Here is a 12261-nt window from a genome sequence, read left to right as displayed (position 1 = left end):
TCCAAGCAGCGAAAATTCGAACGACTCAGACGAGGGACTGGAAAATATGCAACATTGTAGGCGGCGTACTGTCGCCGCTGCTGGCCAACGTCCTGTTAGATGAGGTGGACAAGGCGTTGGAGCGCCGCGGCCATTGCTTTGTGCGCTATGCCGATGACGCGAACGTGTACGTGCGCAGTCGGCGGGCGGGCGAGCGGGTGATGGCGCTATTGCGGCGGCTGTACGGCAACCTGCGTCTGAAGGTCAACGAGGCAAAGAGCGCGGTGGCGAGCGTGTTTGGCCGCAAGTTCCTCGGCTACAGCTTCTGGGTGGCTGCCGGGGGGGTGATCAAGCGCAAAGTGGCAGTTAAGCCGCTGCTGACGTTCAAGCAACGCATCCGCGAACTGACCCGTCGCTCAGGTGGGCGGAGTCTGCAGGCAGTGGTGGATCGGCTGCGGCCCTACGTTCTGGGCTGGAAGGCCTACTTCCGGTTGGCGCAAACGCCCAAGATCTGGCGAGAGCTGGACAAGTGGATGCGTCACCGGCTGCGAGCCATCCAGCTCAAGCACTGGCGCCGTGGTCGGGTCATTTACCGAGAGTTGCGTGCCCTGGGTGCTACAGCTGACGCCGCCAGGCAAGTAGCGGCGAGTGGCCGGTGCTGGTGGCGCAACAGCGGGGACTCGCTGAACCGAGTCCTGACCATCGCCTACTTCGATCAGTTGGGCATGCCCCGCCTCACTTAACCTCAACCTCTCGAACCGCCCGGTGCGGACCCGCATGCCGGGTGGTGTGGCAGGGGCGCAGCCAGTGCGGCTGCCCCCTATGCCGATTCCGCGCCCGGCGTCGCTATTGCGTCGCCACCGTGCTGGCTGGTTGCAGCCGCGCCTGCTCCAGCCTCTGCCGCAGCGTGGCCATCACTGCGGCGGTCGCCTGTTCGCCCGCGAGCACCGCGCGGTTGCGGGCGTTGAAGTCACTGCCTCCCATGTCGGGCAGTTCGGGGCGGATCACCACGTCGGCGCGCGACAGCGCCATCTTGTTGATCGACTGGCCCATGATCGCGGTGGTCTGCAGCAGTACGCCGCTCTGGCCGGCGTTCTTCTGCGCCGACGGGTCGGCGGAGATATTTACCGCGATGACGAAGTCGGCGCCCATGGCGCGCGCCGAGTCGACCGGCACCGGCTCGACCAGTCCGCCGTCGACGTAGTCATGCCCCTGGATCGACACCGGCTGGAACACGCCTGGCACGCTGCTCGATGCTCGCACCGCCTGCCCGGTATTGCCGCGGCGGAACAGGATCTTTTCGCCGGTCTTCAGGTCGGTGGCGACGATGCCCAGCGGCAGTTTCATCGCTTCGATCGGCCGGTTCTGCACCTGGCGGTTGACGTAGTTCTGCAGCGCCTCGCCCTTGAGCCAGCCGCCGAAACGGGTGCCGAAGGGCAGGGCCCAGTCGGCGATCGACGCCTCGTCCATGGTCAGCGCCAGCTGGTTCAGCTTGAAGCCGTCCAGGCCACTCGCGTACAGCGCGGCCACAACCGCGCCGGCGCTGGTTCCGGTCACCAGGTCGGCATGGATCCCCTGCGCCTCGAGCGCCTTGATCACACCGATATGGGCAAAGCCGCGCGCGGCGCCGCCGCCAAGCGCCAGGCCGATCCTGACCGGGCGCGGAGTGGGCGGGGTGGTGGGCGCGGTTGCCGCCGGCGGCGAAGTGCGCGGGCCGAATGCGCAGCCTGCCAGCAGGGCGGCCGCGGAGAGGCCAAGGAAATGACGTCGTTGCATGAAGCGGATCAGTAAATCAGGTGTGGCCTGCCGGTAATGGGGGTGACATATGACGTAAGCGCTGCTTTGTGCGGCTTGGCGTCGGCTCGCCCGGCGACCGGCACGATCTCAGACCGGCGCAAGCATAAATGATTCCGCGCACGCCCGGCGCCATGCCGAGGGCGGCGGAACGTGCTTGTATAATGCAAAGCCTGCATATACCAGCCCGCGCGCGCCGCTGCGCGCGGGCTTTCTCGTTTCTGCCCCTGACCATGACCCAACGCGTCCGCACCCGCTTTGCGCCGAGCCCGACCGGCTTCATCCACCTCGGCAACATCCGCTCCGCGCTCTATCCCTGGGCCTTCGCCCGCCGCATGAAGGGCGACTTCATCCTGCGCATCGAAGACACCGACGTCGAGCGTTCGTCGCAGGAAGCGGTCGACGTGATCCTGGAGAGCATGGCCTGGCTGGACATGGACATCGACGAAGGCCCGTTCTACCAGATGCAGCGCATGGACCGCTATCGGGAGGTCGTGGCGCAGATGGTCGATGCCGGCCTGGCCTACCGCTGCTACATGAGCACCGCGGAACTCGACGCACTGCGCGAGGCCCAGCGCGAGCGCGGCGAGAAGCCTCGCTACAACGGCTTCTGGCGCCCGGAAGAGGGCAAGGTCCTGCCCGAGCCGCCCGCCGGCGTGGATCCGGTGATCCGTTTCAGGAACCCGATCGGCGGCAGCGTGGTGTGGGACGACGCGGTCAAGGGCCGCATCGAGATTTCCAACGACGAACTCGATGACCTGGTGATCGCGCGCCCGGACGGCACGCCCACGTACAATTTCTGCGTGGTGGTGGACGACCTCGACATGAAGATCACGCACGTGATCCGCGGCGACGACCACGTCAACAACACCCCGCGCCAGATCAACATCATCCGCGCGCTCGGTGGCACCGCGCCGGTCTACGCGCACCTGCCGACCGTGCTGAACGAGCAGGGCGAGAAGATGAGCAAGCGCCACGGTGCCATGGCCGTGACCGGCTACCGCGACGAAGGCTACTTGCCCGAAGCCGTGCTGAACTACCTGGCCCGACTGGGCTGGGCCCACGGCGATGCCGAGATTTTCTCGCGCGAGCAGTTCGTCGAGTGGTTTGACCTGGAACACCTGGGCAAGTCGCCGGCGCAGTACAACCCGGAAAAGCTGGCCTGGCTGAATAACCACTACATCAAGGTCGGCGATAACCAGCGCCTGGCCGAATTGACGCGGCCGTTTATCGAAGCGCTGGGTGGCAAGGTGGAAGGTGCCGATCTGGTCGGCGTGGTGGCCCTGGTGAAGGATCGCGCCAACACGCTGAAGGAAGTCGCACAGGCCGCGCTGCTGTTCTATCGGGGCGAGCCGCAGGCGGATGCCGCGCTCAAGGCCGAGCACCTGACGCCGGAGATCCAGCCCGCGCTGGCCGCGCTGTCCAGCCAGCTGGCCGCGCTGCCGGAGTGGAAGCGTGAAGCCATCAGCGCGACGTTCAAGGCGGTGCTGGCCGAGTTCGGCCTGAAGATGCCCAAGCTGGCCATGCCGGTGCGCCTGCTGGTGGCGGGCCAGCTGCAAACGCCGAGCATTGACGCGGTGCTGGAGCTGTTCGGTCGCGACACGGTGCTGCGCCGCCTGGGCGCCGGTTTCGCCGCGTAAAAAATCTCGCAAAAGTCCGTGCCGGGGGCTTGCGCTCCGGGCCGGAGTTGCGCATAATCTCGTTCTCCCTGCAGCGCGGTCGCCGACCAAGCGGGCTGACGGATCCGCAAGGATCTTCGTGATCTCCAGGCTTTTTAGAAAGCACAGAGAAAAGCGAAAAAGTTAAAATGGGAGCTTGCAAAGATTAGTGGTTGATATATAATCTTGGCTTCGCTTGAAACGGTAGTTAAATCAAGCGAAAATAACGCAAGTTGCAGTAAGTTAGCGGTACTATGGGGCTATAGCTCAGCTGGGAGAGCGCTTGCATGGCATGCAAGAGGTCAGCGGTTCGATCCCGCTTAGCTCCACCAAGATTTGGGTGTCATCCAGTCAGTATCGGATGACGCCAGACGGAACGTGTTGAAAGACAAGTTTCTGTCCCCTTCGTCTAGAGGCCTAGGACATCACCCTTTCACGGTGAGTACAGGGGTTCGAATCCCCTAGGGGACGCCAAAACAGCCGGGCGTAATCAGACGTCCAGCAGTCGTCTCAAGCCAATGCTTGAAACGACGCCGACTAAGGAGTGGTAGTTCAGTCGGTTAGAATACCGGCCTGTCACGCCGGGGGTCGCGGGTTCGAGTCCCGTCCACTCCGCCAAAACTAAACCCGCTTGGTTAATCGCCATGCGGGTTTTTCTTTTAGGGTGAGGGATTATGTTGATAATCGCTTCGGCAACAGTAAAAAATGTTGCAACCGTTGCGGAAATCGATATATAATTTTCACTTCGCTGCAAACACAGCAGTTTGTGAAAGCCGCGAAAGCAGTATCAGGCAGTTACCCGTATGGGGCTATAGCTCAGCTGGGAGAGCGCTTGCATGGCATGCAAGAGGTCAGCGGTTCGATCCCGCTTAGCTCCACCAAGGATTCGGGAGGCGTCAAAAAAAGATGCTTCCCAAGCGTGAAAAGGTCTGTTAGAATGTCGGACTTTCCAGCGCAAGACAGAAAACGCGTTGTAAAACAAGTTTCTGTCCCCTTCGTCTAGAGGCCTAGGACATCACCCTTTCACGGTGAGTACAGGGGTTCGAATCCCCTAGGGGACGCCAAAACAGCCGGGCGTAATCAGACGTCCAGCAGTCGTCTCAAGCCAATGCTTGAAACGACGCCGACTAAGGAGTGGTAGTTCAGTCGGTTAGAATACCGGCCTGTCACGCCGGGGGTCGCGGGTTCGAGTCCCGTCCACTCCGCCAAAATTAAACGCCCGCGCAAGCGGGCGTTTTTCTTTTCTGCTCCGGCTATTTCTTACGCATCGGTATAGAGGCACGCCCGCGGCAAGCGCAGGCGCGTGATCGAAGCTGCGATCGGCTCAGTCCTCCACCTCGGCGCTTACCCGCGCGAAATACCGCACCAGCAATCCGCCGGCAATGGCAAGGCTTACGCTGTTGGCCAGCCAGAACCCACTGGCCCCCTGGGTGAACGCCGGCAGGCCTTCGATCAGGCCGAACCCCAGCACATAGCCGCCGCCCAGCCCGATGCCCCACAACGACCCGGCGTAGATCAGCGTTGGAATCACCGCGATCTTGTAGGCGCGCAGGATAAACGCCGTCATCACCTGCACGGCATCGAACGCCTGGTAGAAGGCCACGAACAGCACCAGCGGCAGCGCGGCCGCCACCACGGCGGGATCGCTCGCATAGGCGTGCAGGATGGGTTCGCGCAGCAGCCACAGCAGCAACCCGGTCAGCATGGCCAGTGCCACGGCCGCACGGATGCCGCGCCAGGCAATGCGGCTTGCACCGGCGAGATCGCGTGCGCCGACATGCTGCGCGACCAGCGTCGAGGTGGCGATGCCCAGCGACAGCGGCAGCATGTAGGCAACGGCGCCCAGATTGGCGATGATCTGGTGCCCCGCCAGGGTGACCGTGCCCAGCCGCGTGATAAAGATCGACATCAGCGTGAACGAGGTGATCTCGATCAGGTAGGTCAGCCCCATCGGCACGCCCAGGCGCAGCAGCGCGCGCAGCGGCGCGGCTGCCGGCCAGCTCCAGGTGGCGAAGATCCGCAGCGGCCGGTAGGCGGCGCTGTGGCGCAGGATCAGCAGCCCGGCGATGCACCACGTCCAGCTGATCAGCGTCGAGGCCAGCCCGCAGCCGGGACCGCCCATGGCGGGCACACCCAGGCCGCCGTGGATAAACCAGGCATTGAGCGGAATCTTCAGCGCCAGCCCGCCGACCTGCAGCACCGTGACCATGATCGGGCGCGACATCGCATTGTTGAGCGCCGAATAGATGCGGAAGGCGAGCGCCGCGGGCAGCCCGAAGGCGCCGAAATGCAGGTAGGCGGTGGCCTTCTCGACCAGCTCGGGCGGCGCCTTGGCGAAGGTCAGCAGTGGTGCCGGGAAGGCCAGCAGCAGCACCCCGGGGACCGCCAGCGCGGCGCCAAGCCACGCGGCCTGCCGCACCTCGGCGCCGATCGCCTCGACGCGGCCGGCGCCATAGAGCTGGCCGGCGACAGGCGCCAGCGCCTGCAGCACGCCCATCAGGCTGATATAGATCGTGATGTAGATCGAACCGCCAAGGCCGACGGCCGCAAGATCGGTGGCGGAAGCGCGGCCTGCCATCACGGTGTCGATAACGCCGAAGGCGATCACGGCCAGCTGGCCGGCCAGTACCGGCGCGGCCAGGCTGAAGATGCGGCGAAGGTCTTGGAACAGGGTCATTCAGGCCTCAGGGGCGATGTCAGGGGCGTAGACCGGGCACGATGCCCGCAGCCGCCTGCGGCCGGAATGGTTCGATGGCCCTGCGGGAGCTTAGCGGGGCTCGTACCGGTGCTGGATCAGGGCTGCCGCGGCAGGCGGCGGCGCGGCAGGTCGGGACGCGGGTGCACGGCGCGCGCGGTATCGACCAGCCGGTACATGCGGAAGCGCTCGTCGCGGTCCGCGGGGCGGCGGCCTTCCCAGATCAGCCGCCATTCGAAATGCGAGATATTGCCGGGCTCGCCATAGTCCACCGCATCGTGGCGCAGCAGTACGTCGCAGCCGTCGCCGGGTCCGCCAAAGCGGATATGGCCGAAGTAGGCGAACGACGCCAGCTGCGCATCGCCCATGCGGATCGGCTGCACGCACTGGTATGCGGGCGGCAGCGCCATCGCCGCGGCCTGCGCCACGTCACGGTAGGTCTTGCCGTAGTTGATCGACGGCAACCACAGCGTCATCGCCATCACCCACATCAGCGTGGTGCCGGCGGCCGAGATCACCACCGGCCGCCAGATCTGCTTGGGCGCGCGCGACAGGCGCCAGCGCACGATCAGCACCCAGGCAATGGTCGCCGCCAGCGCGATCAGCACCGCGGTGATCGTGAACTCATGCTGGTAGCCCGGCAACTGGCGAAACACGTTGCGCGCGACGCGCGGCGGCCAGCCGGTGGTCTTGGCGATCCACATGAACCAGACCGTGCCGCCGAAGATGGTGAAGAACAGCAGCGCGAACCAGTCGATCGCGTTGATCACGCCGCGCGCCAGCGTCGGCAGCGCGAAGGCTGCCAGCACCGCCATCGGCGGCAGCAGCAGGATGAACTGCACGTCGCCGCCGCTGCGTTGCAGGAACAGCAGCACCACGACAGGCAGCAGCACCGCCAGCGGCATGGCCACGTGGGCGGCACGGCGCATGCCGGCCCAGGCAACCCATGCCCACGCCGCGATCGGCCAGACCGGCCACGTGTACAGGAACAGGTTGCGCATGTTGAAGCCGAACGTCTGCATGTTCGGCGAACCATAGTTGCGCCGGTCATAGCGCGCCCATTCGCGGATAAAGGTCACGGCTTCGGTACGGTCCATCGCGCCGAAATACGCCGCGGCCAGCCAGGCCGCGACGATTAGCAGCGCCAGCGGGATGCCGATGGCGGCAAGCCGACGCCACGGCAGCGGCTTGCACGCCAGCGCGCAGACCGCGGTGCCGAACAGCAGCGCCAGCGGCAGGATGGGGCCGCTGGCCAGCGCCAGGCCGCCGAGCGCGGCGCCATAGACCAGGCTGCCCATCAGCGGCTTGTCGAGGCTACGCACCAGCGCATACAGCGCCAGCGCGATGAAGGCTACCTGGCCAACCTGCGGCGTGGTCTCGTGCCCGCGCATGGCCAGGCCGACGCAGGCGAGGAAGATCAGCAGCGCGCCGTCGGCCAGCGTGCGGCCATAGTCGCGCGCATTGGGCTGGCCGCCGAACGCATAGGCGAACGGCTGGACCTCGTCGCGCCGGCCCAGCAGGTAGGTGCTGTACCAGATGCAGGCGCAGGTCGAGAAGAAGAACAGGGCTGTGGCCAGGCGCGCGGCGTCGGTGGGTCCCAGCCAGCTGCCGAAGCCGCGGATCATCAGGGCGCCGATCCAGAACACCAGCGGGCCGTCTTCCGTGAAGGGCCGGCCGACGATGTTCGGCATCAGCCAGTCATGCAGGCCGCCGGTAGCCAGTTGCCACATCACTCCGAAGCCGGCGGCGTCCTCGTTCTTCCACGGATCGCGGCCGAACAGGCCAACCAGGCCGTAGATGATGCAGATCGCCAGCAGCAGCGCGCGCGGCAGGGCGCCGGTCGCGGCAGCGGTCAACTGGACGGGTGAAGTATTGGCTTGACGCATCGATGCTCGGGTCGGGCCGTGGCGCAATGGCGCGAAGGCCACAGTATCGCGCATGCGGCGGCCGCGAGGGCCGTGACATGCCGTAGAAGCCTCACGCGGGTGAGGGATTCCGGTGGATACAACAGTGAACAGTGCCGGCGCCGGTCGGCCGGTGGCACGCAACTGGCGGGCACAAAAGAAAAGAGGCAGCCGATGCTGCCTCTTTGCTGGTTCGCGCCGGCCCGGAGCATCTGTCCGCGGGCCGCGCGAAGCGGGGTTCGCCGAAAGCGATTACTTCGCAGCCTTGCCCAGCTTGTTGCCGAACTTCTGGCGGAACTTCTCGACGCGGCCAGCCGTGTCCATGATCTTCTGGGTGCCGGTGTAGAACGGGTGCGATTCCGACGAGACTTCGATCTTGGCCAGCGGGTATTCCTTGCCGTCCTTCACGATCGTGTCCTTGGTCTGGATGGTCGAGCGGGTGATGAAGCTGAAGTCGCTGGACATGTCCTGGAACACGACTTCGCGGTAATTCGGGTGAATGCCTTCTTTCATGATGAGTCCTTTCTGGTTGGGTAGCCAGTCCGTTGCGATCCGCGCTTTACTGCTGAATTCACCGCTGAAAACACGACGCGTCGACGAACGAACCACTTGCCGGTAACGGGCAAACCGGAATTATGGCAGAAAAACAATGACTTGGGGAAGAGTAAGAGGCATATCACGCGCTGCCCGGGCTGGAAGGCTGGATATGACTTTTTACTCACATCGCTGCGGGATCCTGGCGATAAAAAGAGGCTAGCGACTCGTAGATAACCGGCCAATGCCGGGACAGGCCGCCCGGCTCGACAAAAAATGCTTCCGACGTCACCGCAAAGAATTCGCCGGGTGTCTCGCTACCGTATGGGTCGATGATGCGCAGCGCCGGCGGCAGCCGTTCGGGATGCTCCCAATCCGACTCCTTGCGCGCCTCCCACGCCTCGGCAAAGCGGTCGTACTCGGTGAGGAAGGTTTCCGCCCACGCTTCAGCATCGATATCCGGATGCAGCACGCGCGAGAAGGGCGGTACGCCGTCCGGCTCGCCGTCGAGCATGTCCAGCTTGTGGGCAAACTCATGGATGACCACGTTGTAGGTGTCGGCCGGCAACTCGTGTTCGCTGTCGATGCCGGCGCCCGGCGTGTGCACGTCCGGCCAGGACAGGATCACGGGGCCATGTTCCCAGGCTTCGCCGCTGGCTTCCTCCACCACGCCGTGCACGAGGCCGATCTCGTCCTGCACGGTACGGCGGATAATGAATTCGCCGGGGTACAGCACGATGCCGTGCCAGCCACGGTACCACGCCAGCCCAAGCTTCAGGATCGGCACGCACGCCTGCACGGCGACGCTGACGACCATGTCGTCGGCCAGCGGCAGTTCGTGCGCGGTGGAGTATTCCTTCTCCGCAATGAACAGCGTGGCCAGCTCGCGCAGGGCGGCCAGGTCTTCGCTGCCATAGCGCTGCACGAACGGCAGCGTGGCGATGGTGCTCTCCCACAGGTCGTCGGGGATCGCATAGTGCTCCAGCTTGCGGGCCCTGGAGCGGGTGCGCAGGAAGGCAGTCAGTTTGCCGAGCATAGGAAACCCATCGGACAACAAAAAAAGCGTGCCGTGGCACGCCTTTTTGTTCGTCTTACGGCGCGTCTCTGAGCGGTATGCCGCAGCGAGGCTTAGCCGCCTCTGCGCATCATATCGAAAAACTCCGCGTTGTTCTTCGTGGCCTTCATCTTGTCCATGATGAACTCCATGGCCTGCACTTCGTCCATGTCGGAGATGAACTTGCGCAGCACCCAGATCTTCTGCAGGATGTCCGGCTTGATCAGCAGTTCTTCGCGGCGCGTGCCCGACTTGTTCAGGTTGATCGACGGGTAGACGCGCTTCTCGGCCAGGCGGCGTTCCAGGTGCACTTCCATGTTGCCGGTGCCCTTGAACTCTTCATAGATCACGTCGTCCATGCGGCTGCCGGTTTCGATCAGCGCAGTGGCGATGATGGTCAGCGAACCACCTTCTTCCAGGTTGCGCGCGGCGCCGAAGAAGCGCTTCGGACGCTGCAGCGCGTTGGCGTCGACACCGCCGGTCAGCACCTTGCCCGAGGCCGGCACCACCGTGTTGTAGGCACGCGCCAGGCGGGTGATCGAGTCCAGCAGGATCACCACGTCGCGCTTCAGCTCGACCAGGCGCTTGGCCTTCTCGATCACCATTTCGGCGACCTGCACGTGGCGGATGGCCGGTTCGTCGAAGGTGGACGCTACCACTTCGCCGCGCACCGAACGCTGCATCTCGGTCACTTCTTCCGGACGCTCATCGATCAGCAGCACGAACAGGTCGGCTTCCGGATGATTGTTGGCGATCGCGTGTGCAATGTGCTGCAGCATCACGGTCTTGCCGGACTTGGGCGAGGCCACCAGCAGCGCGCGCTGGCCGCGGCCGATCGGCGCGATCATGTCGATGATGCGGCCGGTGATGTTCTCTTCCGCCTTGATGTCGCGTTCGAGCGTGAGCGGCCGATTCGGATGCAGCGGCGTCAGGTTCTCGAACATGATGCGGTTCTTGACCGCTTCGGGAGGCTGCCCGTTGACCTTGTCCACCTTCACCAGCGCAAAGTAGCGCTCGCCGTCCTTGGGCGTGCGCACTTCACCTTCGATCGAGTCGCCGGTATGCAGGTTGAAGCGGCGGATCTGCGACGGGCTGATGTAGATATCGTCCGTGCTGGCCAGGTACGAAGTCTCCGGCGAGCGCAGGAAGCCGAAGCCGTCTGGCAGAACTTCCAGCGTGCCGTCTCCGAAGATGGTTTCGCCCATCTTGGCGCGCTTCTTCAGGATCGCAAACATCAGTTCCTGTTTGCGCATCCGCTGTGCGTTGTCGATCTCGAGCGTTGCCGCCATTTCGAGAAGCGCAGACACGTGAAGCGATTTGAGTTCTGTCAGGTGCATAGACGAGGGGTACAGATTTGCCCGGACGGGCGAGACTGAAAGAGAAGGGGGAAAAATGAGCGAACGCTCGGGGAGTTGTTGGTGGCATCTTAGCACAATCCGACCGGTGCGCCAGGGTGTGGCGCACGCACGTCGGATCGTGACAAAACCGGAGCGGCTGGTCTGGCTCCGGTGCGCAGCTTACAGGTTGCCGTCGAGGAAGGCAGTCAGTTGCGACTTGGACAGCGCGCCGACCTTCTGGGCCGCGACCGCGCCGTTCTTGAACAGGATCAGCGTCGGGATGCCGCGGATGCCGAACTTGGCCGGGACCTGCTGGTTTTCATCGACATTGATCTTGGCGACCTGCAGCTTGTCGCCATAGTCCTTGGCGACTTCGTCCAGGATCGGGGCGATCATCTTGCAGGGGCCGCACCATTCGGCCCAGAAATCGAGCAGGACGGGCTTGTCGGACTGGAGGACGTCGGCGTCGAAGGAGGCGTCGCTCACATACTTGATTTGTTCGCTCATGGCGGAAAACCTCTGGTTTCGCTCTGTTTATGTTGAAGGCCGGGAAACTGGGTAGGGCAGAACCGTAACCTTACACGAGATTGCGCGGACCCGCCGGGGACGCCATTGCCGCCTGCCGGCTGGCTCTGGCGGCCGTAGCCGCGCCCGTTGCTGCCGATATGTTACCAGTTTGCCGATTTTCAAGACCGGCACCGGTGTGGGGCTGAAAACCCGCCGGCAACGGTAATGATTCTGCTGCAATCGGGTGATTAGTAGAAATGCTTATTTTCAATGGCGCCAAGAGATTCAGCCAATCGGGGTGGGTGCCATGGCGTGCACATGGGGGCGCGGCGCAGTGCCGGATCCGCGTTGCGTGCGCGTAGAATAGAAAGCGGGCCGCGCGCCGGCCGGCCGATCCTCACGAACCCTGCTCTCCCCAGAAGGCCATCGACAAGGTCATCGATATGAACACCGATCCCCGCAAGCCTACCCAGCCCGAGTCCGGCCAGGCGCCGGACGTGGACCACCTGAGCGATGCGCTGGACCATATCAGCAGCGCGGTCGAGACCAACAGCATTGCCAGCGGCGCCGCCAAGGGCCTGGTCTACAGCATCATCGAGACGCTGGGTACCCTGGTGGGCGACCCGGACCTGCCCGAGCATGCGCGCTCCGGCTACGAGGGCCTGCTCGAGACCGCGCGCGAGATCCGCGCCAGGCTGGAGGGCGGCACGCACTGAGCGGCCCGCCCGCGCGCAAGCCGCTCCGCCCACCGGGGCCCTTCCATGAATCGCCGCCGGCCGTGCTGGCCGGCGGCGTGCGG

At 64.4% G+C, this 12261-nt stretch carries 10 protein-coding genes and 6 tRNA genes; 9 read left to right on the top strand and 7 right to left on the bottom strand.

The window, feature by feature from the left end; genetic code table 11:
- On the top strand, positions 1-722 hold a 722-nt coding region (locus J8I34_RS08830; protein WP_245175839.1), incomplete at its 5' end, for a group II intron maturase-specific domain-containing protein.
- A 103-nt stretch (positions 723-825) separates the two neighbouring features.
- On the opposite strand, the gene J8I34_RS08825 is transcribed toward J8I34_RS08830, so the two are convergent.
- The gene (locus J8I34_RS08825) at positions 826-1755 is read right to left on the bottom strand and encodes a patatin-like phospholipase family protein (protein ID WP_209775792.1); all 930 of its coding nucleotides are present in this window, start codon (positions 1753-1755) and stop codon (positions 826-828) included.
- Between the two features lie 251 nt (positions 1756-2006).
- On the opposite strand from J8I34_RS08825, the gene gltX reads away from it, so the two are divergent.
- The 7 genes from gltX to J8I34_RS08790 all read left to right on the top strand — a co-directional run bounded on the left by gltX (position 2007) and on the right by J8I34_RS08790 (position 4639).
- Positions 2007-3413, top strand: coding sequence for a glutamate--tRNA ligase (gene gltX, locus J8I34_RS08820; RefSeq protein WP_209775791.1), 1407 nt, complete (start codon positions 2007-2009; stop codon positions 3411-3413).
- 274 nt (positions 3414-3687) lie between these two features.
- Positions 3688-3763, top strand: a tRNA-Ala gene (locus tag J8I34_RS08815).
- Positions 3764-3829: 66 nt separating this feature from the next.
- Positions 3830-3905, top strand: a tRNA-Glu gene (locus tag J8I34_RS08810).
- Between the two features lie 67 nt (positions 3906-3972).
- A tRNA-Asp gene (locus J8I34_RS08805) sits at positions 3973-4049 on the top strand.
- Positions 4050-4236: 187 nt separating this feature from the next.
- Positions 4237-4312 (top strand) — tRNA-Ala (locus J8I34_RS08800).
- A gap of 107 nt (positions 4313-4419) precedes the next feature.
- Positions 4420-4495 (top strand) — tRNA-Glu (locus J8I34_RS08795).
- A 67-nt stretch (positions 4496-4562) separates the two neighbouring features.
- A tRNA-Asp gene (locus J8I34_RS08790) sits at positions 4563-4639 on the top strand.
- 116 nt (positions 4640-4755) lie between these two features.
- On the opposite strand, the gene J8I34_RS08785 is transcribed toward J8I34_RS08790, so the two are convergent.
- From J8I34_RS08785 to trxA, 6 genes are all read right to left on the bottom strand, one after another.
- Positions 4756-6108 (bottom strand): MATE family efflux transporter, encoded by a 1353-nt coding sequence (locus J8I34_RS08785; protein WP_209805836.1) that lies wholly within the window; start codon positions 6106-6108, stop codon positions 4756-4758.
- 116 nt (positions 6109-6224) lie between these two features.
- Positions 6225-8012 (bottom strand): ArnT family glycosyltransferase, encoded by a 1788-nt coding sequence (locus J8I34_RS08780; protein WP_029046115.1) that lies wholly within the window; start codon positions 8010-8012, stop codon positions 6225-6227.
- A gap of 270 nt (positions 8013-8282) precedes the next feature.
- Positions 8283-8543 carry a type B 50S ribosomal protein L31 gene (locus J8I34_RS08775; protein ID WP_012353195.1) on the bottom strand — a complete coding sequence of 87 codons (261 nt, stop codon included), beginning with the start codon at positions 8541-8543 and terminating at the stop codon, positions 8283-8285.
- 205 nt (positions 8544-8748) lie between these two features.
- Positions 8749-9600, bottom strand: coding sequence for a M90 family metallopeptidase (locus tag J8I34_RS08770; protein ID WP_209805835.1), 852 nt, complete (start codon positions 9598-9600; stop codon positions 8749-8751).
- A 92-nt stretch (positions 9601-9692) separates the two neighbouring features.
- Positions 9693-10955 (bottom strand): transcription termination factor Rho, encoded by a 1263-nt coding sequence (gene rho / locus J8I34_RS08765; RefSeq protein WP_029046117.1) that lies wholly within the window; start codon positions 10953-10955, stop codon positions 9693-9695.
- A 180-nt stretch (positions 10956-11135) separates the two neighbouring features.
- Complete coding sequence (gene trxA, locus J8I34_RS08760; protein ID WP_029046118.1) at positions 11136-11462, bottom strand: thioredoxin TrxA; 327 nt, start codon at positions 11460-11462, stop codon at positions 11136-11138.
- A 443-nt stretch (positions 11463-11905) separates the two neighbouring features.
- Between trxA and J8I34_RS08755 the strand changes: the two genes are divergently transcribed.
- A complete protein-coding gene (locus J8I34_RS08755; protein ID WP_116322035.1) occupies positions 11906-12178 on the top strand; it encodes a hypothetical protein in 273 nt (90 codons plus the stop codon).
- Positions 12179-12261: the final 83 nt, after the last annotated feature.

It is taken from the genome of Cupriavidus phytohabitans (assembly GCF_017815025.1).
GTDB lineage: Bacteria > Pseudomonadota > Gammaproteobacteria > Burkholderiales > Burkholderiaceae > Cupriavidus.
Note: the sequence above shows the minus strand (reverse complement) of the source record. Positions and strands in the feature narration are given on the sequence as shown.

Excerpts from the sequence above, each read along its gene's own strand:
- J8I34_RS08825 (WP_209775792.1), bottom strand. The coding sequence starts at position 1,755 with ATGCAACGACGTCATTTCCTTGGCCTCTCCGCGGCCGCCCTGCTGGCA.
- gltX (WP_209775791.1), top strand. The coding sequence starts at position 2,007 with ATGACCCAACGCGTCCGCACCCGCTTTGCGCCGAGCCCGACCGGCTTC.
- J8I34_RS08785 (WP_209805836.1), bottom strand. The coding sequence starts at position 6,108 with ATGACCCTGTTCCAAGACCTTCGCCGCATCTTCAGCCTGGCCGCGCCG.
- J8I34_RS08780 (WP_029046115.1), bottom strand. The coding sequence starts at position 8,012 with ATGCGTCAAGCCAATACTTCACCCGTCCAGTTGACCGCTGCCGCGACC.
- J8I34_RS08775 (WP_012353195.1), bottom strand. The coding sequence starts at position 8,543 with ATGAAAGAAGGCATTCACCCGAATTACCGCGAAGTCGTGTTCCAGGAC.
- J8I34_RS08770 (WP_209805835.1), bottom strand. The coding sequence starts at position 9,600 with ATGCTCGGCAAACTGACTGCCTTCCTGCGCACCCGCTCCAGGGCCCGC.
- rho (WP_029046117.1), bottom strand. The coding sequence starts at position 10,955 with ATGCACCTGACAGAACTCAAATCGCTTCACGTGTCTGCGCTTCTCGAA.
- trxA (WP_029046118.1), bottom strand. The coding sequence starts at position 11,462 with ATGAGCGAACAAATCAAGTATGTGAGCGACGCCTCCTTCGACGCCGAC.
- J8I34_RS08755 (WP_116322035.1), top strand. The coding sequence starts at position 11,906 with ATGAACACCGATCCCCGCAAGCCTACCCAGCCCGAGTCCGGCCAGGCG.